Annotated in this window: 21 protein-coding genes and 1 tRNA gene; 4 read left to right on the top strand and 18 right to left on the bottom strand. The window is 65.9% G+C overall.

The features are described from left to right. Positions 1 to 14: 14 nt before the first annotated feature. Positions 15 to 2,186: a TonB-dependent alcaligin siderophore receptor FauA gene (gene fauA / locus ACX9OT_RS19960; RefSeq protein WP_459003366.1), complete on the bottom strand. Its 2,172-nt coding sequence runs from the start codon at positions 2,184 to 2,186 to the stop codon at positions 15 to 17. Between the two features lie 111 nt (positions 2,187 to 2,297). Continuing rightward, a complete protein-coding gene (locus ACX9OT_RS19965) occupies positions 2,298 to 3,236 on the bottom strand; it encodes a helix-turn-helix transcriptional regulator (RefSeq protein ID WP_049422688.1) in 939 nt (312 codons plus the stop codon). Positions 3,237 to 3,375: 139 nt separating this feature from the next. Here ACX9OT_RS19965 and ACX9OT_RS19970 point away from each other — a divergent pair, with 139 nt between their 5' ends. Together ACX9OT_RS19970 and ACX9OT_RS19975 are read left to right on the top strand one after the other, a co-directional pair. Beyond that, a complete protein-coding gene (locus tag ACX9OT_RS19970; protein ID WP_459003368.1) occupies positions 3,376 to 5,706 on the top strand; it encodes a TonB-dependent receptor in 2,331 nt (776 codons plus the stop codon). 120 nt (positions 5,707 to 5,826) lie between these two features. After that, positions 5,827 to 6,282: a DUF4189 domain-containing protein gene (locus tag ACX9OT_RS19975; RefSeq protein WP_459003370.1), complete on the top strand. Its 456-nt coding sequence runs from the start codon at positions 5,827 to 5,829 to the stop codon at positions 6,280 to 6,282. 84 nt (positions 6,283 to 6,366) lie between these two features. Here the strand turns inward: ACX9OT_RS19975 and ACX9OT_RS19980 are convergent. The 15 genes from ACX9OT_RS19980 to rlmE form a co-directional block, all read right to left on the bottom strand. After that, a tRNA-Ser gene (locus ACX9OT_RS19980) sits at positions 6,367 to 6,459 on the bottom strand. Between the two features lie 78 nt (positions 6,460 to 6,537). Then, on the bottom strand, positions 6,538 to 6,741 hold the full coding sequence (gene csrA, locus ACX9OT_RS19985) for a carbon storage regulator CsrA (protein WP_004152909.1): 204 nt from the start codon (positions 6,739 to 6,741) through the stop codon (positions 6,538 to 6,540). Positions 6,742 to 6,888: 147 nt separating this feature from the next. Then, the gene (gene alaS, locus ACX9OT_RS19990; RefSeq protein WP_459003372.1) at positions 6,889 to 9,537 is read right to left on the bottom strand and encodes an alanine--tRNA ligase; all 2,649 of its coding nucleotides are present in this window, start codon (positions 9,535 to 9,537) and stop codon (positions 6,889 to 6,891) included. A gap of 109 nt (positions 9,538 to 9,646) precedes the next feature. Next, entirely contained in the window at positions 9,647 to 10,138 is a 492-nt protein-coding gene (gene recX, locus ACX9OT_RS19995; protein WP_005409024.1) for a recombination regulator RecX, read from the bottom strand. A gap of 110 nt (positions 10,139 to 10,248) precedes the next feature. Then, positions 10,249 to 11,286 carry a recombinase RecA gene (recA, locus tag ACX9OT_RS20000; protein ID WP_005412937.1) on the bottom strand — a complete coding sequence of 346 codons (1,038 nt, stop codon included), beginning with the start codon at positions 11,284 to 11,286 and terminating at the stop codon, positions 10,249 to 10,251. A 203-nt stretch (positions 11,287 to 11,489) separates the two neighbouring features. Beyond that, positions 11,490 to 12,125, bottom strand: a complete 636-nt coding sequence (gene lexA / locus ACX9OT_RS20005) for a transcriptional repressor LexA (protein WP_005412936.1) — start codon at positions 12,123 to 12,125, stop codon at positions 11,490 to 11,492. Between the two features lie 212 nt (positions 12,126 to 12,337). Beyond that, positions 12,338 to 14,020, bottom strand: coding sequence for a 2-polyprenylphenol 6-hydroxylase (gene ubiB, locus ACX9OT_RS20010; RefSeq protein ID WP_459003401.1), 1,683 nt, complete (start codon positions 14,018 to 14,020; stop codon positions 12,338 to 12,340). Positions 14,021 to 14,054: 34 nt separating this feature from the next. Beyond that, positions 14,055 to 14,549, bottom strand: coding sequence for a CinA family protein (locus tag ACX9OT_RS20015; RefSeq protein ID WP_010484249.1), 495 nt, complete (start codon positions 14,547 to 14,549; stop codon positions 14,055 to 14,057). 122 nt (positions 14,550 to 14,671) lie between these two features. Continuing rightward, a complete protein-coding gene (hflX, locus tag ACX9OT_RS20020) occupies positions 14,672 to 15,982 on the bottom strand; it encodes a ribosome rescue GTPase HflX (protein WP_032128411.1) in 1,311 nt (436 codons plus the stop codon). 14 nt (positions 15,983 to 15,996) lie between these two features. Continuing rightward, the gene (gene hfq / locus ACX9OT_RS20025) at positions 15,997 to 16,272 is read right to left on the bottom strand and encodes an RNA chaperone Hfq (RefSeq protein WP_004152891.1); all 276 of its coding nucleotides are present in this window, start codon (positions 16,270 to 16,272) and stop codon (positions 15,997 to 15,999) included. 96 nt (positions 16,273 to 16,368) lie between these two features. Then, on the bottom strand, positions 16,369 to 17,322 hold the full coding sequence (gene miaA / locus ACX9OT_RS20030) for a tRNA (adenosine(37)-N6)-dimethylallyltransferase MiaA (RefSeq protein ID WP_459003376.1): 954 nt from the start codon (positions 17,320 to 17,322) through the stop codon (positions 16,369 to 16,371). Next, the gene (gene folP, locus ACX9OT_RS20035) at positions 17,322 to 18,218 is read right to left on the bottom strand and encodes a dihydropteroate synthase (protein WP_071229244.1); all 897 of its coding nucleotides are present in this window, start codon (positions 18,216 to 18,218) and stop codon (positions 17,322 to 17,324) included. Before folP ends, miaA begins: the two co-directional genes overlap by 1 nt. Before the next feature lie 703 nt (positions 18,219 to 18,921). Beyond that, entirely contained in the window at positions 18,922 to 19,107 is a 186-nt protein-coding gene (locus tag ACX9OT_RS20040; protein WP_005409016.1) for a hypothetical protein, read from the bottom strand. A 102-nt stretch (positions 19,108 to 19,209) separates the two neighbouring features. After that, a complete protein-coding gene (gene ftsH, locus ACX9OT_RS20045; protein ID WP_005409015.1) occupies positions 19,210 to 21,144 on the bottom strand; it encodes an ATP-dependent zinc metalloprotease FtsH in 1,935 nt (644 codons plus the stop codon). Between the two features lie 69 nt (positions 21,145 to 21,213). Continuing rightward, positions 21,214 to 21,846 carry a 23S rRNA (uridine(2552)-2'-O)-methyltransferase RlmE gene (gene rlmE / locus ACX9OT_RS20050; RefSeq protein WP_005409014.1) on the bottom strand — a complete coding sequence of 211 codons (633 nt, stop codon included), beginning with the start codon at positions 21,844 to 21,846 and terminating at the stop codon, positions 21,214 to 21,216. 65 nt (positions 21,847 to 21,911) lie between these two features. On the opposite strand from rlmE, the gene yhbY reads away from it, so the two are divergent. Continuing rightward, positions 21,912 to 22,217, top strand: a complete 306-nt coding sequence (yhbY, locus tag ACX9OT_RS20055; protein ID WP_004152868.1) for a ribosome assembly RNA-binding protein YhbY — start codon at positions 21,912 to 21,914, stop codon at positions 22,215 to 22,217. Positions 22,218 to 22,230: 13 nt separating this feature from the next. Continuing rightward, the gene (locus ACX9OT_RS20060; protein ID WP_459003380.1) at positions 22,231 to 22,605 is read left to right on the top strand and encodes an Mth938-like domain-containing protein; all 375 of its coding nucleotides are present in this window, start codon (positions 22,231 to 22,233) and stop codon (positions 22,603 to 22,605) included. Between the two features lie 26 nt (positions 22,606 to 22,631). On the opposite strand, the gene ACX9OT_RS20065 is transcribed toward ACX9OT_RS20060, so the two are convergent. After that, positions 22,632 to 23,120, bottom strand: a complete 489-nt coding sequence (locus ACX9OT_RS20065) for a YqhG/Tai3 family protein (RefSeq protein WP_459003382.1) — start codon at positions 23,118 to 23,120, stop codon at positions 22,632 to 22,634. Positions 23,121 to 23,155: the final 35 nt, after the last annotated feature.

Here is a 23,155-nt window from a genome sequence, read left to right on the forward strand (position 1 = left end):
TCGCCACTGCCGCCTCAATAGCCAACCTTCAGCGTGAACATCACGTTTCGCGGCGCGCCGTACCAGCCCTGGTTGTAGAAGCCGATCTGCGAGTAGTAGTGGCGGTCAAACAGGTTGTTGATGTTGACCGCCGCCGACACATTGGAACTGAACTGATAGCGCGCCATCAGGTTCACCAACGCGTAGCTGGGCTGCTCCACCGGCACACGGCGATTCCCTGGCGCGGTGGCGGTCTGGTACATGCGGTTCTGCCAGTCCACGCCACCGCCGATCGTCAGCCGGTCCCAGGCACCCGGCAGCCGCCAGGTGGTGAACAGCTTGAACAGGCTGCGCGGCTTGGCGGTGTTGATCGCCCGTCCCTGTGCATCCTGCGCGATGAAGGTGGTGAAGCTGGTACCCAGGCTCCAGCCCGGTAGCGGCTCGCCGGCCAGCTCCAGTTCCAGGCCGTCCACGGTTGCGCCCTTCACCGCGCGATAGGCCGCCTGCGTGCTGCCATCGACCAGCCCGCCGGTGGCTTCGGCCAGGTTGTCCTGCTGGGTGCGGAACAGCGCCGCCGAAGCATTCAAACGCTCCTGCAGCCAGCTGCCCTTGAGGCCCAGCTCATAGCTGCGGCCACTGACCGGATCGAGGATCTGCCCGGATTCGTTGCGGTTGTTCTGCGGCTTGAAGATGCCGGTGTAGCTGGCGTACACGCTGCTGTAGCCGTTGAAATCCCAGACCACGCCGGCATACGGTACGAACTCGTTGCGGTAGCGGTACTTCCGCTTGGTGCCAAAGTAGACCTGGTCGGTCTCCCAGTTGCTCATGCGACCACCGACGATCACGTGCAGCGGATCGGCCAGCGACAGCCGCGCCACCGCGTAGGCACCGCTCTGATGGTTGTCCAGGTCATCGGCCTGGGTCTCGCTGCTGGCCCACGTCGGCTCCGGCGTGCCCGGCCCGTGCCAGTCCAGATAGCTGGCCAACGGCGGCAGCGGCGCCAGCGCGCGGTACTGCCCCAGCGCGATTTCATCGCGTGAGCGCGACCAGCCGATGGACGCAGTGTGCTGGCGGCCGAACAGCTGGAACGGACCGCTCAGGCTGGCGCTGATCGCTTCGCGGCGCACCGGACCGTCGTAGCGGGTGAAGCTGTTGCCATTGGGCATGGCGCCAGTGACCGGGTCGGGGTAGCCACCGCGATAGAGATGCTTCATTTCCATGTCGGTATGCGAGCGGCTGTAGGACACGCGCGCCTGCCAGTCGTTGCCGAAACGATGGTTGAAGTCGAAGAAGCCATTGCGGGTGTCGGTGGTCATCCGTGCCCACGGCGCGGTGGCTGATACCGAGCGGTCGAAACGGGTGCGCGTGCCATCGGCGTTGAACAGCGCGAAGCCGCTGCCGAAGCCACGGTTGTCGTTGCCCTGGTAGGAGATGCCGGCGATCAACCCGGTGTCCTCGCCCAAGTCCACGCTGACCACGCCGTAGAGCGTCTTCGCCGTACTGTCCAGGCCAGCGGTGTAGCTGTCGCCCTCTGCCTGCGCGGCCACCAGGCGACCACGCACACGCCCTTCTCGGCTCAGCGGGCTGGACATATCCGCCCACGCGCGCCGTGCGTCCCAGCTGCCGAGGCTGATGCCACCACTGGCAGCGAACTCGCGCATCGGGCGCTTGCGCACGTAGTTCACTGCCGCCGAGGGATTGCCGGCGCCGGTCATCAGGCCGTTGGCGCCGCGCACGATCTCGATGCGGTCATACACCACCATGTCCAGGTTGTTCTCGCCGAAATTCCACGGCGACAGCACCGGCATCACCACGCCATCGAACTGGTAGTTGTCGATGTCGAAGCCGCGTGCGGAGAACGAGTAGCGGTTGGCGTCGCTGCGCGTGACCGAGATGCCAGGTGCGGTCGCCAAGGCATCGGCGGTGCTGAGCAGGCCACGGTCCTCGATCTGCTGGCGGGTGACCACGCTGACGGATTGCGGGGTCTGCCGCGAGGTCAGCGACAGTCCGGTCGCCGTGCCCATCGAGTCGGTGGTGTAGGAACGCGACGTTTCGGTGCTGCCATCGAGGTCGGCCGTGACCTGCACGGTTGGAAGCTGGGAAGGCGTTACGGACGGAGTGCGTTCGGCGGCGTGGGCAGCGTTGAACAGCGCCAGGGTCGTGCCGATGGCGCTAGCCAGGGCACACGGGCGGAAACAGGCAGGCATGGGAGATCCAGCGGGAAGGAAAGGCTGGATGAGAATTATTGTCATTTGAGCGTGAGCGCACGTATGCGCGGACGCAGCAGGCGTATGCGCACTGCCGACGGTGGTCCGGACTCAGCGGAGCTCGCTGGGCGCGATGCCGTAGCGCGCGCGGAATGCGGTCGCGAAATTGGTGGCGTGCCGGTAGCCGACGAAATGTGCGGCCTGCTGCACGCTGCAGCCCTGCCGCAGCTGCTCGCAGGCCAACTGCAGGCGCCGCTCGCGCAGCCAGGCGAACACCGAACACCGGTGCACCTGCTGGAACTTCAGCCGCAGGCTGCTCGGGCTCATGCAGGCCAGGCGCGCCAGATCCTCCAGGCTGTGGTCAGCCGCAGGTGATGCCTGCAGGCAGTCGATCACCCGTTGCAGCATGCGGCGATCACGTGCTGAAACACGCTGGTCCGGCGATGCCTCCTGGGCAGGCGCACCCAACGCCATCGCCAGCATCTGCAGACCCACACCCTCGCACAGCAGCGCATGCATTGCGCCCTGCCAGGTCCCCGACAGCAACTGTTCGGCGGCATGTTCAAGATGCGCGGGTACCTGCCAGCTGTGCAGCCGCCGGCGACCATGGCGATGCGCCTGCAACAGCAGTTCGCTGATCACCGGATCATCCATCTCGGCCGGTGCATCCAGCGAGACATTCAGACTGCGCATCCGTTGACCGGCCGGATGAATCGCAGTCATCGGCGTGGCATCGGCCAACACCATCGCGCCGGCGCCGCGGTTCATGCCGATCACAGCCTGCCCTTCCAGGCGTGCTCCGGCACGACCTTCCAGCATCACGATCGCAGCGAACGGCGGGGGTGCCTCCGAAGTCGCCTCGAACGGCTGATGCGCGACCACGTCCGACAGCGCCAGGCTGATGCCAGGGCGCAAGCAGCGCTGTTCCACCCTGCCCTCGACCACGCACAGCGCCCCCGAATCCGCGGCGGACGCAAGTGCAGGCAGCCGATAGCGGAAGCCGCTGCTGCGGCCCAGGCGGTCCAGGTCGGCGAGGGTGAGGCTGTGCATGGTGCGCCCGTGAAGAATCACCCGCCATTCTCATATGAGAACCGTTCTCATATCCAGCCCTGGTGGCAAGGCCCAATCCGCCCTTGTCGATACAAAGAGTTACGTTATAACATTTCACATCAACTTCACGGATCGTGTCATGCGCCGCCATCTCCTTGCTGCAGCCATTCTGTTCGCCGTCCACACCGCCCAGGCCGCGGACGAACCCACCCTCCCCACCCTCCAGGTCCAGGCCTCCCAGCCCTCGCGCATCGACAGCCGGGTCACCGTCGACAATCCGCAGGCGCAGAACCGCACCCTCGGCGGCCTGCTCGAACACGTCTCCGGTGTGCAGAGCAGCGCCTTCGGGCCAAACGCGGGCGCACCGGTCATCCGCAGCCTCAGCGGCAACCGTGTGCAGATCCTGCAGGACGGCCAATCGATTCTGGGCATGAACGCGATCAGCGGTGACATCAACATCCCGTTCGATCCGCTGTTCGTACGCAGCGTCACCGTCAACAAGTCCTCCGACACCGTGCGCTATGGGGGCAATGCGATCGGCGGCAGCGTGGAGATCGACTCGGGCCTGATCTCGCGCAGCATGGAAGACAAGGACCAGTCGATGGAACTGGTCCTGCGCAAGGGCTTCAACGCGGCCGACGCGCAGGGCTTCCGCATGAACTTCAACAACCAGCGCAACATCTCCACCAATCTGCAGGTGTCGCGGCAGCGCATCTCGCACTACGACATCCCCGGCAACAGCAAGGCCAGCGTCTGCAACACCGGGCTGTTCCCGGCAGGCGGGGGCGTCAACTCGGCGCTGGCCGACGCCTGCCAGAAAGAGGCGCGCGTCCAGCAGATCTACAACAAGGCCTCGCAACCCTACATCGACCAGTTCATGACCGAGAACCCGGACTGGGCCGATGGTGATTTCTCCTTCTACACCAACAATCCGACATCGGTCTGGCAGCGCCGCACCTACATCAATCCGGTCAACCCGGCCTACGTCGCAGGCACGCCTTCATACGTGCAGAAGCAGATCAACAACGATGTGACTCCCGATTACCACCACCGGCTGGGCAACAGCTATGCGCGCAACAGTCAGGTGGCCTTCGGCTCGACCCTGTTCTTCGACCGCGGCTACGTCGGTGTCAGCATTGATGCCAAGGACAGCGAGTACGGCGTTCCAGGCTTCTCGATGCAGAACCTGTCGTTCGGTTCCAACGATGCCGATGGCCTGCCGGTGGGCGTGGTGATCAAGCAACAGCGCTACGCGCTGGAAGCCCTGCTGCGTGATCCACTACCGTGGTTCGAGCGCGCGGAACTCCGCGTTTCCAAGCTGGACAACACCTCAGGCGAGCGGCTGGGCGCAAAAAAAGCCAACGACTACGACTTCGAGAGCACCCAGGCCGAGCTGCTGCTCAGCCATCAACGCATCGGCCCGCTCAGCGGCCTGCTCGGATTCAGCCATCAGTCGCGTGATGTCACCGGCAGTGGTTCTCAGCGCTACCTGCCGGACGTGGACACGCGCAGCAATGCGGTGTTCCTGAAGGAGACGCTGGACTTCGGCTGGGCCACCTTCGATGCCGGCGTGCGCCACGAGCGCGTCGACCACGCACTGCAGCCCAGCCGCTTCAAGACCGCGCGCAATGCCGCCAACACCAAACTGCAGGACCGCGACTACCGGCTCAACAGCTACAGCCTCGGCTCGTACGTCGAGCTCGGTCCGTTGTTCGCGGCCAAGGTGCGCTACTCGTCCTCGCAGCGCGCACCGGAGATCAACGAGCTGTATGCGAGCAATGCTCACTATTCGGTGATGACACAGGAAGAAGGCAACCAGAACCTGGAACCGGAGCGCGCGAAGAACCTGGAACTGACCGGCCTGTTCCACCTCGGTGGTTTCGAGCTGTCCGCCACCGCATACCGGATGCGGTACGAGAACTACCTCTACCTCGGCTACTCCGGCCTGCAGACCGCCAACCGCCTGCCACTGAAGTACTGGAAGCAGACCGACACCACGGTGAAGGGCTTCGAGATCGATGCGTCGCAGGCATTGGACCTGGGCCGCTTCGGCACGTTGAATGTGTCCGCCTTCGCCGACCTGGTGAAGAACAAGGCCGACCACCCCGATTCGCTGCGTGCCCACAACGACGGCGAGTACCTGCCGAACATGCCGACCAACCGTTACGGCGCCAACCTGCAGTGGCAGCGCGAAGGCTGGAAGGCACAACTGTCCAGCACCTACTACGACACGCAGAAGTACCTCGGCCGCAATGTCAGCGAGGAAGTGCCACTGGACGCGTTCAACCTGGTCGACCTGCAGGTCAGCCGTGAGCTGCCGGTACGCAACAGCTACATCGCCGGCATGGAGGTGTTCGTCAACGGCAGCAACCTGCTCAATGAAGAAGCACGGCCGCACAATTCGCCGTTGAAGTACATCGCACCGTTGCCCGGGCGGGGCTTCCAGGTGGGTGTGACGGTGAAGCTCTGACAACCGGATGCATCGGTACACGCCTGCAGGCAGACGGCCTGCAGGCGTCGTCCATCGCCCCCCTGCGTGGTTGCGCCACGCTCCCCGGTTGATTCACCATCGGCAGAAAAGGAGAGCGTGATGAACTGGAAGCATGCGGTTTCACTGGCGCTGTTGTTGTCCGTTTCATCAGGCGCAAGTGCTGCGTCTGCGATCACCTACGACAAGGATGGCCGCTACGGCTATTCGATGAACCAATCTTCCCTCACCACTGCGATGCAGCAGTCGCTGCACTACTGCGCAGCGCGATCGCGCAATTGCGGTCAGTCCGCCAGCACCAGCAGCGAAGGCTATTCGGCCATAGCGACCGGCACGATTGCGTTGGGCTTTGCACTGGGTGAGAAGACCGCGGACGCCGCGCAGCGGAAGGCCGAAAGAATGTGCAGGGAACGTGCCAACGACTGCACGCTTGCCTTGCTGTGGCGGGAAACCCCACCTCGCTATCTTGAACCGCCACAGCTGCCCGGTGCGCCCGCTCCGGCACCAGCGGCGACGCCCATGCCAACGCCTGCCATCCGCACCGATCAGCCAGAATAGCCAGCTCCACGCCGGCTGTACTTTCGAGTGTCGGATAAAGAAAAACGCCTGCAGATCGAGGATCTGCAGGCGCTTCTTTGTATCTGGCGGAGTGAGAGGGATTCGAACCCTCGATAGAGCTTTTGACCCTATACTCCCTTAGCAGGGGAGCCCCTTCGGCCACTCGGGCATCACTCCGGGGTTTTCTCCGCGTCTGGTGCGTTGCACCTCAGCGGGGCGTGAATCATAACGTTAATCGAGTGCGAAGGTAAAGCGTTATTCGGCAGAATTTTCGCTACCGGTGCCACCGGCTTCATCACCACGCTGGATGCGCTGGTAGATCTCTTCGCGATGCACAGCGACGTCCTTCGGCGCGGTGATGCCGATACGCACCTGGTTACCCTTGACGCCAAGCACGGTGACGCTCACCGAGTCACCGATCATCAGGGTTTCGCCGACGCGGCGAGTCAGGATCAACATTTTTGTAAGTCTCCATGGAACCGTGTGGAAGGGTATCCCCCACCGGCTTGACGCTCCGTCAAGAAGCGCTACCACGACAAAGGGAAAAGATTCGCAATGGTACCGTCAGCCGTCCCGCTCCTACAAGGAGGGGGACGGCCAGGTTCATCACAGGCGGGGGCTGACCCATTCGACGACTGCAGCCAGCGCAGTGGCAAGGGCGGGCCCGTCCTCGCCACCACCCTGGGCGAGGTCCGGGCGTCCGCCGCCCTTGCCCCCGATCTGACCGGCGATATGGGACAACAGTTCCCCGGCCTTGACCTTGCCCATTGCGCTGCCGTTCACACCTGCGACCAGGGCGGCCTTGCCGTCCTGGGCGCCAGCCAGCACGACCACCGCATCGCCCAGCTGCTGCTTCAGGCGGTCCATGGCGTCACGCAGGGCCTTGGCATCGAAGCCCTCCAGACGGGCGGCCAACACCTTCACACCGGCAACCTCGACCGCCTGGCCGGACAGGTCGGCGGTAGCACCGGCGGCAACCTTGGCCTTCACGGCTTCCAGTTCGCGCTCCAGCTGCTTCTGGCGCTGGCCGAGGGCACGGATCTTCTCGACCACGTCGGCAGCGCTGCCACCGAGCAGGTCGGCGGCTTCGGCCAGGCGAGCCTCTTCGGCGTCCACGTAGTCCAGGGCGCCCTGGCCGGTGACCGCTTCGATACGGCGCACGCCAGCGGAGACACCGCCCTCGGAGGTGATCTTGAACAAGCCGATGTCGCCGGTGCGGTTGACGTGGGTACCGCCGCACAGCTCGGTGGAGTAGTCACCCATCTTCAGCACGCGCACGTGTTCGCCGTACTTCTCGCCGAACAGGGCCATCGCGCCGAAGTCCAGCGCTTCCTGCATGCCCATGTTGTGCACTTCGGCAGCGTTGTTGGCACGCACCTGCTGGTTGACCTTGCGCTCGATCACGGCCAGCTCTTCCGCGCTGATCGGCTGGAAGTGCGAGAAGTCGAAGCGCAGGCGATCCGGCGCCACCAGCGAGCCCTTCTGCTGCACGTGGGTGCCGAGCACTTCGCGCAGGGCGGCGTGCAGCAGGTGGGTGGCGGAGTGGTTGAGGATGGTGGCGCCACGGCGCTCGCCATCGACCTGGCCGGACAGCACATCACCGACCTTCAGGCCGCCTTCGCACAGGGTGCCGACGTGGCCATGGAACTGGCCGGCGAACTTCTGGGTGTCTTCTACCGCCAGGCGCACGCCGTTGCCGGTGAGCACGCCGGTGTCGCCGACCTGGCCGCCGGACTCGGCGTAGAACGGGGTCTGGTTGGTGATCACGATGACCGCATCACCGGCATCGGCCGACTGCACCGGACGACCGTCCTTGAGCAGGGCCAGCACGGTCAGGCCGTCGGCCTGCAGGCGGTCATAGCCCAGGAACACGGTCGGGCTGAGGGTCGCCACCAGCTCGGCTGGCAGCGTCACGCCGCCACCGAACTTGCCGGCCGCGCGCGCGGTCTCGCGCTGCTGCTCCATCGCGGCGTCGAAGCCGGCAATGTCGACGGTCAGGTCGCGCTCGCGGGCGATGTCTTGGGTCAGGTCGAGCGGGAAGCCATAGGTGTCGTACAGGCGGAACGCGTCAACACCCGGGATCACACCATTGCTGGCCTTACCGGCCACATCCTCGAAGATCTTCATGCCGGCATCGAGGGTTTCGGCGAAACGCTCTTCCTCGGCCTGCAGCGCACGGGTGACGGTGTCCACTGCCGCCGGCAGTTCCGGGTAGGCCTCGCCCATCTGCTCGACCAGGGTCGGCACCAGCTTGCTGAAGAACGGCTGGCGCACGCCCAGCATCCAGCCGTGGCGCAGGGCGCGGCGGATGATACGGCGCAGCACGTAGCCGCGGCCTTCGTTGGACGGCAGCACGCCGTCGACGATCAGGAACGAACAGGCACGGATGTGGTCCGCGATCACGCGCAGTGACTTGTTTTCCAGGTCGGCGGTGCCGGTCAGCTCGGACGCCTTGCGGATCAGCGCCTGGAACAGGTCGATCTCATAGTTGGTGTGCACGTGCTGCAGGATCGCCGCCAGGCGCTCCAGGCCCATGCCGGTATCCACGCACGGCGCCGGCAGCGGCACCAGGGTGCCATCCGGCTGGCGGTCGAACTGCATGAACACCAGGTTCCAGATTTCGATGAAGCGGTCGCCGTCCTCATCCGGGGAGCCCGGGGGGCCGCCAGCGATATGGTCACCGTGGTCGTAGAAGATCTCGGTGCACGGGCCGCACGGGCCGGTGTCGGCCATCTGCCAGAAGTTGTCCGAAGCGAACGGTGCGCCCTTGTTGTCGCCGATGCGCACGATGCGCTCTTCCGGCACGCCAACCATGTCGCGCCACAGCGCGTAGGCCTCGTCGTCGGTCTGGTAGACGGTGACCAGCAGGCGCTCGGCCGGCAGCTTCCAGACCTGGGTCAGCAGCTCCCAGGCCCAGGCGATCGCGTCCTTCTTGAAGTAGTCGCCGAACGACCAGTTGCCCAGCATTTCGAAGAAGGTGTGGTGGCGTGCGGTGTAGCCGACCTGGTCAAGGTCGTTGTGCTTGCCGCCGGCGCGCAGGCAGCGCTGGACATCGGCCGCGCGCACGTAGCTGCGCTTCTCCGCGCCAAGGAACACGTCCTTGAACTGCACCATGCCGGAGTTGGTGAACAGCAGGGTCGGATCATTGCCCGGCACCAGCGGCGCCGACGGCACGATGGTGTGGCCTTTGCCCTTGAAGAATTCAAGGAAGTCGCTGCGGATCTGGGAAGTCGTGAATTTGGCGGATGCGTTCATTGGGGGCTGGCAGTCTGCGGGCCGGCGGACCCGGACCACCGGCCGCGTTGGCCAGGGTCGCGAGGGACCGCCGAAAACCTAAAGGGTATCAGGCCCGGCGCCGCCAGTCTCAGTCATCCGGGTCGTAGCGGGTTGCGCGGCGGATGCTGTCGCCGTCGAAGCCCCGTCGGGCCAGCAGATCGGCGGCCTTGCGCCGCTGCGTCAGGTCCTGCGGGCCGGCCTCGCCAAAGCGTCGGCGGACCAGATCACGGGCGTTTTCCTGCCAGTCGCCTTCGTAGCTGTCCATCGCTGCGGCAATCGCGGCACTGTCCAGGCCGTGGGTCCCCAGCTCGGCGCGGACATGGATCGGCCCATAACCGGTGTTGGCGCGCATCCTCACCAGGTTCTCGGCAAAACGGGTGTCGTCCTGCCAGCCGGCCTCGGTCAACTTGGCGACAGCGGCCTGCGCGGCTTCGTCTTCGATGCCACGGGCGGTCAGCTTGCGGGTGAGTTCCTTGCGCGAGTGCTCGCGGCGGACCAGCAGGCCCAGCGCCCGTTGCACGGGGGTCTGCTCACGCGGCCGGCGCTTGCGGCCGGTCGGAATGTCTTCGGCGTCGGACATGGGTACTCCAAGGGTGGCGCCATCCGTGGCGCCCAGCCCATCCCTGGGCGATTCGAACCTGCGGGACAGGGCGACGTCACTGACGGCGCCACCCTGCCCCACAGCAAGCCTTATTCGTCTTCGCCTTCGTCGTCGCCTTCCTCGCGGGCCGCTTCGGCCGGCTGGAATTTCTCGCGCAGCTCGGCCTCGAGCTTGGCGGCGACAGTCGGGTTGTCGCGCAGGTAGCCGCGGGCGTTGTCCTTGCCCTGGCCAATGCGTTCTTCACCGTAGCTGTACCAGGCGCCAGCCTTCTCGACCAGCTTGGCATCCACACCCATGTCGATCAGCTCGCCTTCACGGCTGATGCCTTCGCCATACAGGATCTCGGTGATGACCTGCTTGAACGGAGGTGCCAGCTTGTTCTTGACGACCTTGATCTTGGTCTGGTTTCCGATGATCTCGTCACCCTTCTTGATCGCGCCGATACGGCGGATGTCCAGGCGGACCGAGGCGTAGAACTTCAGCGCGTTGCCACCCGTGGTGGTTTCCGGGCTCTGGCCCGGCATCATCACGCCGATCTTCATGCGCAGCTGGTTGATGAAGATCACCAGGGTGTTGGAGCGCTTGATGTTGCCGGTCAGCTTGCGCAGCGCCTGGCTCATCAGGCGCGCCTGCAGGCCTGGCAGCTGGTCGCCCATCTCGCCTTCGATTTCGGCCTTCGGGGTCAGCGCGGCAACCGAGTCGATCACCAGGATGTCGACCGAACCCGAACGGACCAGCATGTCGGCGATTTCCAGCGCCTGCTCACCGGTGTCCGGCTGCGACAGCAGCAGGTCGTCCACGTTCACGCCCAGCTTGGCGGCGTAGATCGGGTCCAGCGCGTGCTCGGCGTCGATGAAGGCCGCGGTGCCGCCCATCTTCTGGCATTCGGCGATGGCCTGCAGGGTCAAGGTGGTCTTGCCCGAAGATTCCGGCCCGTAGATCTCGACGACACGGCCCTTCGGCAGACCACCAATGCCCAGCGCGATGTCGAGCATCAGCGAACCGGTCGGGATGGCTTCGACGGGTTCGACCACGCGGTCGCCCATGCGCATCACCGAGCCCTTGCCGAACTGCTTTTCGATCTGGCCCAGAGCTGCAGCGAGGGCGCGCTTCTTGTTCTCGTCCATCGGATTGGTCCTTGCAGAGGTCGTGTCGTTGGAGGTGCTGTCTTTGGGGGTCTTCTTTGCCATGGGTTCACTTTAAGTCGGACGTATCGCACAGGCTGAGATTCTGCCCGGCGCTCTGAAAAGAATTATCGGACATCCGTACCAACCTCAGTGGAACCAGAGAATCGCCACAAAAGACCGCGGGTAATGCGCCATGGAACGGGTCAACGGTTGGGCCGCAGCAGGCCGCAATAGAGGCCCTCGATAGCGAAGTCCTGATCCGGCAGTACCTCGATCGGCTTGTAATCGGGATTGCGCGGCAGCAGGCGGATGCGATCCTTGGCGATCTTCAGCAGCTTGACCGTGATCTCGTCATCGATGCGGGCCACCACGATCTGCCCGGAATGGGCGTCGCGGGTGCGATGCACGCCGATCAGGTCACCGTCGAAGATGCCCTCGTCGATCATCGAATCGCCCTGCACCTTCAGCAGGTAGTCCGGCGCGGGCGAGAAGAACACCCGGTCCAGCACCACGAAATCGTCCGAGCCGATATCGGCGCCGATTGGCAGGCCGGCCGCAACCCGGCCGAGCACCGGCAGGCGCAGGACGCTGTCGGGGAGGCCCGGCTCGGCCAGCTTCTCGACCGGCGGTGCCTGTACCAGGCGGATGCCGCGGGCCTGGCCCGGGATGCGACGGATCGCACCGGCCTGCTCCAGGGCTTCCAGGTGGTACTGGGCCGCGCGCACGCCCTTGAAGCCGAACGCACGTGCGATTTCAGTCTGCGAGGGCGGCGCGCCTTCGCTCTCGATACGCTCGGCGATCAACTGCAGGATCGCCTGCTGGGTGTCGGTCAGGTCCATGGTTAGTAGTATTACTACTAACGAGCGGGACTGCAAGTGCCGGGGGCGACACGGCGACAGCTGTAGTGCCGAGCCCTGCTGGGCGATCGTCGCTGGGCTTGGCCTGGCTGGCAGAGACAAAGGCGGAGCAAAAGCAGCCGACCAGCGGTCGGCTCTACAGGAATCGCGCGGCGATTCCGCGGTTCCCGTTGGGAACCGCTGCGGCAAGCACACTATGTGTGCTTGCCGCTTCTCCAGATCGAAAACAGGATCCAGACGCCGCAGAAGCCGGCGCCGATGAAGCCGCACACGCCCAGTGCCAGCAGCCAGCGGCTGGAGACGCCGCCAACGCTGTGCATCACGATCGACGAGCCGATGATCAGGGCGGCAGTGACGATGCCCATCACCAGCCGGTTCGCCGCGCGGTTGACCTGCTCGCCGAAGCCCTGCAGCGCCGTGGTTTCCACCTTCAGCTGCAGGCGTCCCCGGCGCGCAGCCTGGACCAGCTTGCGCAGATCGCGGGGCAGTTCGCCGGCGAAGTCGACCAGGCCCAGCAGGCTGCGCCGGCCGCGCTTGAGCAGGGCCTTGGGCGCATAGCGCTGCAGTACCACCCGTTCCAGGAACGGGCGCGCGGCGCTGGCCATGTCGAAATCCGGGTCCAGCTGCCGCCCCATCCCTTCCAGTGTCAGGAACGCCTTGATCATCAGCGCCAGGTCGGCCGGCAGGGTCAGGCTGTAGCTGCGCAGCAGCTGGGTGATGTCGCCCAGCATCAGACCGATGCGCAGGTCCTTCAGCGGCACGCCACGGTACTGGTCGACGAACTGGCTGATGTCGTGCTGCAGCCGGTTCTCGTCCACTTCCACGCCGCCGGCCCAGTCCAGCAGCACGTCGGCCACGCCCTGCGGGTCCTGCTCGACCAGCCCGTGCAGCAGCTGCGCAACCTGGAAACGACGCACTTCGGACAGCGCACCGACCATGCCGAAATCGATCACGCCGATACGGCCGTCGCGCAGGTAGATGATGTTGCCGGGATGCGGATCGGCGTGGAAGCTGCCGTCCTCCAGCACCATCTTCAGCACGATGTCAGCACCACGCCGCGCCAGTTCGCGCCGATCCAGCCCCGCCGCATCGACGCCGGCCAGATTACGCCCTGGAATGCCGTCGACGAAGTCCTGCACGTTCAGGCTCTCGCAGGTCCACTGCCAGTGCACCTTCGGAATCAGTATGTCGTCACGGCCGCTAAAGTTGCGCGCGATGCGCTCGGCATTGCGGCATTCGGCAGCGAAATCCAGCTCGCGGCGCAGCGACACGGTGAACTGCTGCACGACTTCGGCCGGGCGGTAACGACGCAGGTCCGGCAGTCGCGCTTCAACGATCTCGGCCAGGCGGGCCAGCAGACGCAGGTCGGCCTCGACCACATCGCGGATACCCGGGCGCCGCACTTTCAGCACCACCTCACGGCCGTCATGCAGGCGCGCGCGATGGGCCTGCGCCAGCGAGGCGGCGGCCATCGGGGTTTCATCAAGGAAGGCGAACACGTCTCCAGGCGATGCGCCCAGGTCGGCTTCGAGCTGCTCGCGGATATCCGCGTACGGCAGCGCCGGCACCGCGTTCTGCAGTTCGGACAGCTCGGCGATCCATTCCGGCGGCAGCAGGTCGACGCGCGTCGCCAGTACCTGGCTGAGCTTGACGAAGGTCGGGCCGAGATCCTGCATCGCGCTGCGCACGCGCACCGGCGCGGTCATCCGCAGCAGTTCCTGCCGCTCCTCGTTCCAGTGCAGCAGGCGCCCTGCCCGCTCCAGCGTGCTGGCCAGGCCGATGCGCCGCACCACATCGCCGAAGCCATAGCGGATCAGGACGACGGCGATTTCCTGCAGTCGGCCCAGGTCACGGACCGTGCCCAGCGTTTCCCACATCATGCGTGCTCCGGACGATTACCGGAGCAGCATGTCACAGCTGGGCGTCGATACCGCGCAATGCCGCCGCCACGGTTTGCCGGCGGATGGCTTCGCGGTCGCCATCGAACTGGAACAGCTCGGCACGGGCATAGCCGCCGCGGCGCTTCCAGCCAATCCAGACGCTGCCGACCGGTTTGTCCGGGCTGCCGCCACCAGGACCGGCGATGCCGGTCACCGCCACGGCGATACCGGCGCCGGAATTGACCAGCGCACCGGACACCATTTCCAGCACGGTTTCGCGGCTGACCGCGCCGAACTGCTCCAGGGTCTGCGCACGCACGCCCAGCAGGCGCTGCTTGGCCTCGTAGCTGTAGACCACCATGCCGCAGTCGAAGAACGCAGAGGAACCGGCGATATCGGTCATGCACTTGGCGATCCAGCCACCACTGCAGCTTTCAGCGGTCACCAGCTGCAGCGAAGCCTGCTGCAGGCGCTGCCCGAGCGCGGCGGACTGGGCATTGAGTTCAGCGTCGGTGGGAATGGACATCGGCATGACGGTGGGGTGAAGAACCTGCACGTTGTACCGCAGATGACAGCTGGATGTCGCGCCCCTCCGGCACGGTTACGCTGCCGGCCAGCGGCCGGCACTACCGGGCATGGGCCGCTACCTCACCACTCCGGCAGTTTCTCCGGCAGCAGCGCCCGGATCGGCGCGCCGTCGGCACTGGCAGCCAGTTTTTCGGCTTCGGCAATCGGCAGGTCGACCTGCAGCAGCCAGCCGTCTTCGTCGGCCTGCTCGCTGCGGATCACTTCCAGCTGGTGCAGGCGCGCACGCAGGCGACCGGCATCCGGCGGCAGGCGCAGTTCGCCGGTGACATGCTGCAGGCCCAGGCGCTTGCCCAGCACCGCCTGCAGCAGCTCCAGGCCCTGCCCGTCACGCGCGGAAATCCACACCCGCTCGCGACGCGACTCATCCGGGATACCGTCCTGGCCATCGTGGCGGACGTCAGCGCCCTCGATCCGGTCGATCTTGTTGAACACCAGCAACTGCGGCAGGTCACCGGCACCGACCGCGGTCAGTACTTCGTCGACCTGGGCGATGCGCTCCTCGCGGTGCGGATCGGCGGCGTCGACCACATGCAGCAGGAAATCGGCCTCGCGCGCCTCGGACAGGGTCGAGCGGAAGGCAGCGACCAGGTCATGCGGCAGATCGCGGACAAAGCCGACGGTGTCGGCCAGCACCACGTTGCCGCCCGGCACCGCGATGCGGCGCACGGTCGGGTCCAGCGTGGCAAACAGCTGGTCGGCGGCATAGGCCTCGGCGCCGGTCATGGCATTGAATAGGGTCGACTTGCCGGCGTTGGTGTAGCCGACCAGGGCCACGCGCGGCAGCTCGCTGCGCACGCGCGCACGGCGCATCTGGGTGCGCTGCACTTCCACCTTTTCCAGCCGCTTCTGCAGCTGCTCGACCCGCTTCTGCAGCAGGCGGCGGTCGGTTTCCAGCTGGGTTTCACCCGGGCCGCGCAGGCCGATCGAACCGCCGCGCTGGCGCTCCAGGTGGGTCCAGCCGCGCACCAGCCGCGTGGCCAGGTGACGCAGCTGCGCCAGCTCGACCTGCAGCTTGCCTTCGTGGCTGTGCGCACGCTGGGCGAAGATGTCCAGGATCAGGCCGGTTCGGTCGATCACCCGGCGCTCGAGGAAGCGTTCCAGGTTGCGCTCCTGGCCCGGGCTCAACGCATGGTTGACCAGGATCAGGTCGGCACCGCTGGCGTCGGCCGCGGCCTTGATCTCGTCCAGCTTGCCGCTGCCGATCAGGGTCGACGGATTCGGACGATCCAGGCGTGCGGTGATCGTCGCGGCGATGCTGGCCCCAGCCGAGCGGGCCAGATCACCGAACTCTTCAAGCACATCGTCTTCCAGCTTGCCGAAATGGGGCTGGATCAACAGGGCGTGTTCACCCTTTTTCGAGCGGTCAAACATTCACCGCTCCGGAATTACTCGTCTGCTTCATCACCTGCCTGACCACCTTCACCCGACTGCACGTAACCACCGCCCGGACCGACCTTCACGTTGCGTGCCGGAACGACCGTGGAAATGGCGTGCTTGTAGACCATCTGACTGACCGTGTTGCGCAGCAGGACCACGAACTGGTCGAACGACTCGATCGTGCCCTGCAGCTTGATGCCGTTCACCAGGTACACCGAAACCGGCACGCGTTCGCGCCGCAGTGCGTTCAAGAAAGGATCCTGCAGCGATTGCCCCTTGGACATTGCACACTCCTGATTATTGTTCTTATTGGGTTGCCGACGGTTGCCACGGCCCCCGAGCCGCCCGCCGACCGATGATGTTACACGGCTGGCGGGGGTTCAGCGTGCGACGAAGGTCGACACCGCGCCGGCCAGGCGCTCGTGGTCGATATGGGGGTCGAACCAGCGCGCATCAAGCTCGCCGCGCAGCCAGGTCAGCTGGCGCTTGGCCAGCTGCCGGGTGGCGAAGATCGCCTTGTCACGGAAACGGGCGGCATCACCCTCCCCGTCCAGGTATTCCCAGGCCTGGCGATAGCCAACCGCGCGCACCGCCGGCAGGTCCAGCGGCGCCGTCACGGCGGCCATTTCCGGCATTGCACGCAGTGCCCGCACCTCGTCCAGGAAGCCCTGCGCCAGCATGGCGTCGAAGCGCGCCTCGATGCGCTGGTGCAGTACCGCGCGGTCACGCGGGGCGAGGATCAGCTTGAGGGTGCGCACCGGCAATGGCGCGACGCCCGGCCGGCGCTGCCATTCACTGATCGGCGTGCCGGTGAGGCGATAGACCTCCAGCGCCCGCTGGATGCGTTGCGGGTCGGTGGCATGGATACGTGCGGCTGCGGCTGGATCGACCTTGGCCAGTTCTGCGTGCAGTGCCGCCCAGCCCCGCTCGGCCGCTTCGGTGCTGAGTGCTTCGCGCATCACCGGGTCGGCCTCCGGCATCGGCGACAGGCCCTGCAGCAGGGCGCGGAAGTACAGCCCCGTGCCACCTGCCAGGATCGGCGTTTTGCCGCGTGCCACGATGTCGGCCACGACGCGGCCGGCATCGGCGGCGAATTCGGCTGCCGAGTAGGTCTGCCAGGGATCGCGCAGGTCCAGCAGATGGTGCGGCGCCTGCGCACGCTCTGCCGCATCGGGCTTGGCCGAACCGATATCCAGGTGGCGGTACACCAGCGCCGAATCGACGCTGACGATCTCGCCATCCAGCTGCTTCGCCAGGGCGATCGCGGTGGCGGTCTTGCCACTGGCGGTCGGCCCCATCACGGCGATCGCCAGTGGCCGCCGGTCGATGCCCATCAGTCTTCGTCCGGCCAGCGGATCGTCGGCGTGGCGTCGGCGCGCGGCGTCGGCACCGCCTCGACTGCTTGCCAGATCTTCAGCGCATCGACGGTGGCCGCCACGTCATGCACGCGCACGATGCGCGCACCACGCTGCACCGCAATCAGGTGCGCGGCCACCGAAGCCGCCACGCGTTCGGACGGCGTGTCGCGGCCGGTCAGTTCCCCCAGGCTGCGCTTGCGCGACAAGCCGGCCAGCATCGGCACGCCCAGTTCCAGGAAGCGCTCGGAGCGCGCCAGCAGGGTCATGTTGTGGGCGGTGGTCTTGCCGAAGCCGAAACCGAGATCGATCAGCAGGTTCTTCTTCGCGATGCCGGCCATTTCTGCAGCGAACAGGCGCTGCACCAGGAAACCGTGCACCTCGGCGACCACGTCATCGTAGTGTGGGTCAGCCTGCATGTGGCCCGGCTCGCCCTGCATGTGCATCAGCACCACCGGCACGCCGGTTGCAGCGGCGGCGTCCAGCGCCCCTTCCTGGCGCAGGCCGTAGATGTCATTGATCATGCCCGCGCCGACGGCCACGGCCGCACGCATCACCTCCGGCTTGAAGGTGTCGATGCTGATCGGAACCTGGGTTCGGGCGGCCAGCTGCTCGATCACCGGAATCACGCGGCGCAGCTCGTCCTCGATCGATACCGGCGCGGCGCCCGGGCGGGTCGATTCGCCGCCAATATCGAGCAGGTCCGCACCCTCCTCGACCAGCTTCAGGCCATGTGCGACCGCGGCCTCGGTAGTGTCGTGCGCGCCGCCATCGGAGAACGAATCCGGGGTGACGTTGACGATGCCCATGACCCGGGCACGGTCGAGGCGCAGGATGCGGCCGGCGCAATCGAGCTGGGGCGAGGTATCGAACATGGGCAATCCTGCAGGGACAACGGCGGGTAGTTTAGTTCGGCAGGGCGGCGCCCTGCACCCGCAGAGGCCAGAGCTACAGCAAGAGCCGGAGCAACAGCGGGTTTACTGAGGGATGGCGGGGTGGATCCGGTTGCGGGGGACGCCGTAAACCCCGCTCCGCGGTCCGGCCCAGCCGCTGGCGGCTGTGCGTTCGGGCGCTTGCGAAGCAGTGCTTCGCAAGCAAAGCGTCCTCACCCATGGAGGCTCGGTCGCGCCATCCATGGCGCTCACGCCCCCGCAACCGGACCCACCCCGCCTTCGACAGTTTTCTGCGATCTGCAGTAGATCCACGCCATGCGTGGATGACTCATTCGATATCTGACAGAGGTGTCGACCAAGGTCGACACCTACCAACAGCCGCGGAGATCTGTCAGAGGTGGGGCGGTGTCGGAGTGCGGGGTGTCAGCCGCATGGGCCCGAGGCATGCCTCGGGCGGGTTGGGCAGGACGCCCAACCCCGGTCTTGCCGTGTGCGCAGGAATGCGCACGCGAGCAAGCGGCTGCCAAGCTTACAGGGACGTACTTGCAGCGCCCCCGCACTCCGACACCGCCCCGCCATCCTACGGAAAGCCCGCTGTTGCTGTTGCTGTTGCTGTTGCTGTTGAGGTTGCCGGCCAGCGGCCGGCACTACCACGGGTGCAGGGCGCAGCCCTGCCGACACCCCCTCAACGGCGGCGGCGCTTGCGGTCCACGTACAGGGTCTTGGCAATGCTCAGCACGATGCCGACTCCGATGCCCACCACGCAGCCCAGCAGCAGGTTGTCGGCCCCCAGGCCCACACCCACGCCGACCACGGTGGCGATCACCATTTCGGCAGTGTGGGAAATCGGTTCGGGCTTCGGGGCGGACATGCGGGCTCCAGCGTCAGATCGGATCTTCGGGATGGGCCAGTGGCCCGGAAACGACGAAGCCGGGTTGCCCCGGCCTCGCCTAGTGTCACCTGCAGCGGGCCGTCAGTGCGATTCGGCCGGGCCTGCGATCGGCGGCAGCGGACGGGCGTCGCCGCCCTTGTCGTTGCCGCCATCCTTGTTCGACTTGCTCCAGCCCGCCGGCGGCGGCGGATCGCGGCCTTCCATGATCGCGTCGATCTGCGGCGCGTCGATGGTCTCGTACTGCAGCAGCAGCTGCGACATCGCGTGCAGCTTGTCGATGTTCTCGGTCAGCAGCTGGGTCGTGCGGGCGTAGGCCTTGTCGAGGATGTTGCGCACTTCCTCGTCGATCCGGCGCGCCGTGTCGTTGGACACGCTCTTGTGCTGGGTCACCGAACGGCCCAGGAACACCTCGTCATCCTCTTCGCCATAGGCGATCGGGCCGAGCTGCTCGGACAGGCCCCACTTGGTGACCATGTTGCGGGCCATCTTGGTGGCACGCTCGATGTCGTTGGAGGCGCCGGTGGTGACCTTGTCCTCGCCGAAGATCAGCTCTTCAGCGACGCGGCCGCCGTACAGCGAGCACAGCTGCGACTGGATCGCCACGCGGTTCATCGAGTACTTGTCGCCTTCCGGCAGGTACATGGTCACACCCAGCGCGCGGCCGCGCGGAATGATGGTCACCTTGTAGACCGGGTCGTGCTCGGGCACCAGGCGGCCGACGATGGCGTGGCCGGCCTCGTGGTACGCGGTCAGGGTCTTCTCGTCCTCGCTCATGGCCATCGAGCGGCGCTCGGCACCCATCAGGATCTTGTCGCGGGCACGGTCGAAGTGGTCCATGCGGACTTCCTTCTCGTTGCCACGCGCGGCGAACAGGGCCGCCTCGTTGCAGAGGTTGGCCAGGTCCGCACCGGAGAAGCCCGGGGTACCACGCGCGATCACCATCGGCTCGACGTCGTCAGCCAGCGGCAGCTTGCGCATGTGGACCTTGAGGATGTGCTCGCGGCCCTTCACGTCCGGCAGGCCGACCACGACCTGACGGTCGAAACGGCCCGGGCGCAGCAGCGCCGGGTCCAGCACGTCCGGACGGTTGGTCGCAGCGATCACGATCACGCCTTCGCCGCCTTCAAAACCGTCCATCTCGACCAGCAGCTGGTTCAGGGTCTGCTCGCGCTCGTCATGACCGCCGCCCAGGCCGGCGCCACGGTGGCGGCCGACGGCGTCAATTTCGTCGATGAAGATGATGCACGGCGCGTGCTTCTTGGCCTGCTCGAACATGTCACGCACGCGGCTGGCGCCGACGCCGACGAACATTTCCACGAAGTCCGAACCGGAGATCGAGAAGAACGGCACCTTGGCTTCGCCGGCGATGGCCTTGGCCAGCAGCGTCTTGCCGGTACCCGGGGGGCCGACCATCAGCACGCCGCGCGGAATCTTGCCGCCCAGCTTGGTGAACTTGGACGGGTCGCGCAGGAAGTCGACCAGTTCGCCCACTTCTTCCTTGGCCTCGTCGCAGCCGGCGACGTCGGCGAAGGTGACCTTGATCTGGTCTTCGCCCTGCAGCTTGGCGCGCGACTTGCCGAAGGACATCGCGCCCTTGGCACCGCCGCCACCGCCCTGCATCTGGCGCATGATGAACAACCAGAAGCCGATGATCAGGATGACCGGCAGGAAATTCATCAGGATCGCGCCGAGGGAAATGCCGCTGGACGGCTCCTCCTGCACGATCTCCACGTTCTTGGTACGCAGCACGTTGATCAGGTCACGATCGAACGGCGCGGTGATGGTGGAGGACTGACCACCGCGGGTGGTGTAGGTCAGCTGGCTGGTGCCGCCACGCATGTCGCCGCCAAAGGCGACCTTCTGCACGTTGCCGCTGTCCACCTGGTCCAGGAATTGCGAGTAAGACGCGCCCTGCGCGCCGGCCCCGGAGGACTTCGGCGAGAAGCTCTGGAAGACCACCATCAGCACGACGGCGACGACCACCCATAGCAGGAGGTTCTTGGTCAAGTCGTTCATCCTCATTGGCTCCGGTGTTCCTCTCAGTGCTGGCGTTGCGTTGGGGTCGAACTTGCGTACGTTGCGAGCTTACTTCATGTGGGCGCGTTTTCCCTGACCCAAGGCATACACCTCGGGAGAGCGCTTGCGCGACGCTTCCGGCTTGCGGATGGAGACCTTGTCGTACCGGCGGCGCATGTCGCGCACGTAGTCGTCAAAGCCCTCACCCTGGAACAGCTTGATCAGGAACGCCCCACCGGTCTTCAGGTGGTTGTCGGCAAAATCCAGGGCCAGCTCCGCCAGGTGCATCATCCGCGGCTGGTCGACCGCGCCTACACCACTCTTATTGGGGGCCATGTCCGACAGCACAAGGTCTACCGGCTGATCCCCGAGCATGGCTTCAAACTGCGATAGAACGGCTTCTTCCCTGAAGTCACCATGAAGGAACTCCACGCCGGCCAGCGGCGGCATGTCCAGGATGTCCAGCGCCAGCACGCGACCGGTGTCGCCGATCTGTCTCCGCACCTGCTGAGACCAGCCGCCCGGGGCGGCACCGAGGTCGACCACCACCATGTGCGGCTTCAGCAACCGGTCACGTTCCAGCAGCTCTTCGAGCTTGTAGGCGGCGCGCGAGCGCATGCCTTCGGCCTGGGCCTTCTTCACGAAGGGGTCGGAGAAGTGTTCCTTGAGCCAGCGCTGGCTGCTTTTGCTGCGGGTAGCCATTGAAAATAGGGGCTGATGGGGTCCTCATGATACCCTGATCGCCCCATTCAACCGTGTTTTCCTGCATGTCCATCGCCCTGACCGCCTCCCAGACCCGTTTCCTGCGCGGCCAAGCCCACGACCTGAAGGCCCTGCTGCAGACCGGCGGCAAGGGTGTGACCCCGGCCTTCATCGCTGAGCTGAACGAAGTGCTGGAGCGCCACGAGCTGGTCAAGGTGAAGGTCGCTGCTGAAGACCGCGACGCCCGTGACGTGATGATCGGCGAGATCGTCGAAGCCACCGAAAGCGCGCTGGTGCAGCGCATCGGCCACGTCGCCGTGCTGTACCGCCCGAGCAAGGAACAGCGCCAGATCGTGCTGCCGCGCGGCTGATCGCCCTACTGCCATGCAGCTGAACCACGAACCGCCGGATTACGCCTATAGCCTCCGTGCCGCCGATGGCCGCTCGGCCAAGGTGAATGACCAGGCGCTGGGCAGCAGTTTCTTCCTGACCCCGGACCAGCTGGTCTCGCAATGGCCGGTGGTGAGCGCCACTGCGCTGCAGGTGGCTGACCTGGAGCCGATCCTGGCGCTGAATCCGGCGCTGATCGTGCTCGGCACGGGTGACCGTCAGGTGTTCCCGCCGGCGGTGGTGATGGCCGCCTGCCTGTCACGCGGCATCGGCCTGGAAGTGATGAACAATCCAGCCGCCGCGCGCACCTTCAACATCCTGGCGAGCGAAGGCCGCAAGGTCGCGGCCGCTTTCATTCTGGAAGGCTGAGTCGAGGCGTCGGGCGCGCCCCGGCCCTAGCCGCCAGAAGCGGTGCAGCGGAAGGCCGAGAACTGCTTCAGCCGCCCGATCAGGTTGCCGCCCTGGCCCCAGCGGATGTCCATGACCTTCCAGTCCTGGCCCTGCCTTTGCAACAGGACACGGTCGGTCCAGCGATAGTCGCCTATCGCCATTTCGACGGACACCCAACTGCCGTCGCCGCTCGTCGCGGGCAGCCCCACCTTTACCGTTTCCGGCCGATCCGGCGCCATGAGATACGGGCTCTGGTCCAGCATGTGCGGCTTCTCGTCATGCGCGGCCAGCGCCGCACAGGTCCGCTCGTAAGCGCGCTGCGCATCGATGGCTGAGCGCAGCGCATCGCCCAGCAACGGCGGAATGGTCGCTTCGTCCGAAGCCGGCGCCTGGACGGCCGCGTAAAGACGGGTGACCACGTCGCGCGGATCGCTGGCTGCGGAGGCCAGCGGCGCGACGATGAGCAACGCGAGAGTGGAAGCAGGACGGAGCATGGGCACCGGATCGACTGGGACCGCTCAAGAATGCC

The sequence above is a fragment of the Stenotrophomonas genospecies 3 genome, assembly GCF_054473855.1.

Bases quoted from the DNA above. Each gene is read 5' to 3' on its own strand.
- ACX9OT_RS20060 (WP_459003380.1), top strand. From the start codon at position 22,231: ATGCAGCTGAACCACGAACCGCCGGATTACGCCTATAGCCTCCGTGCC.
- ACX9OT_RS19970 (WP_459003368.1), top strand. From the start codon at position 3,376: ATGCGCCGCCATCTCCTTGCTGCAGCCATTCTGTTCGCCGTCCACACC.
- ACX9OT_RS20065 (WP_459003382.1), bottom strand. From the start codon at position 23,120: ATGCTCCGTCCTGCTTCCACTCTCGCGTTGCTCATCGTCGCGCCGCTG.
- lexA (WP_005412936.1), bottom strand. From the start codon at position 12,125: ATGGACCTGACCGACACCCAGCAGGCGATCCTGCAGTTGATCGCCGAG.
- fauA (WP_459003366.1), bottom strand. From the start codon at position 2,186: ATGCCTGCCTGTTTCCGCCCGTGTGCCCTGGCTAGCGCCATCGGCACG.
- recX (WP_005409024.1), bottom strand. From the start codon at position 10,138: ATGTCCGACGCCGAAGACATTCCGACCGGCCGCAAGCGCCGGCCGCGT.
- ftsH (WP_005409015.1), bottom strand. From the start codon at position 21,144: ATGAACGACTTGACCAAGAACCTCCTGCTATGGGTGGTCGTCGCCGTC.
- rlmE (WP_005409014.1), bottom strand. From the start codon at position 21,846: ATGGCTACCCGCAGCAAAAGCAGCCAGCGCTGGCTCAAGGAACACTTC.
- alaS (WP_459003372.1), bottom strand. From the start codon at position 9,537: ATGAACGCATCCGCCAAATTCACGACTTCCCAGATCCGCAGCGACTTC.
- ACX9OT_RS20015 (WP_010484249.1), bottom strand. From the start codon at position 14,549: ATGTCCATTCCCACCGACGCTGAACTCAATGCCCAGTCCGCCGCGCTC.
- yhbY (WP_004152868.1), top strand. From the start codon at position 21,912: ATGTCCATCGCCCTGACCGCCTCCCAGACCCGTTTCCTGCGCGGCCAA.
- hflX (WP_032128411.1), bottom strand. From the start codon at position 15,982: ATGTTTGACCGCTCGAAAAAGGGTGAACACGCCCTGTTGATCCAGCCC.
- ubiB (WP_459003401.1), bottom strand. From the start codon at position 14,020: ATGTGGGAAACGCTGGGCACGGTCCGTGACCTGGGCCGACTGCAGGAA.
- csrA (WP_004152909.1), bottom strand. From the start codon at position 6,741: ATGTTGATCCTGACTCGCCGCGTCGGCGAAACCCTGATGATCGGTGAC.
- recA (WP_005412937.1), bottom strand. From the start codon at position 11,286: ATGGACGAGAACAAGAAGCGCGCCCTCGCTGCAGCTCTGGGCCAGATC.
- ACX9OT_RS19975 (WP_459003370.1), top strand. From the start codon at position 5,827: ATGAACTGGAAGCATGCGGTTTCACTGGCGCTGTTGTTGTCCGTTTCA.
- miaA (WP_459003376.1), bottom strand. From the start codon at position 17,322: ATGGGCATCGACCGGCGGCCACTGGCGATCGCCGTGATGGGGCCGACC.
- folP (WP_071229244.1), bottom strand. From the start codon at position 18,218: ATGTTCGATACCTCGCCCCAGCTCGATTGCGCCGGCCGCATCCTGCGC.
- ACX9OT_RS20040 (WP_005409016.1), bottom strand. From the start codon at position 19,107: ATGTCCGCCCCGAAGCCCGAACCGATTTCCCACACTGCCGAAATGGTG.
- ACX9OT_RS19965 (WP_049422688.1), bottom strand. From the start codon at position 3,236: ATGCACAGCCTCACCCTCGCCGACCTGGACCGCCTGGGCCGCAGCAGC.
- hfq (WP_004152891.1), bottom strand. From the start codon at position 16,272: ATGTCCAAGGGGCAATCGCTGCAGGATCCTTTCTTGAACGCACTGCGG.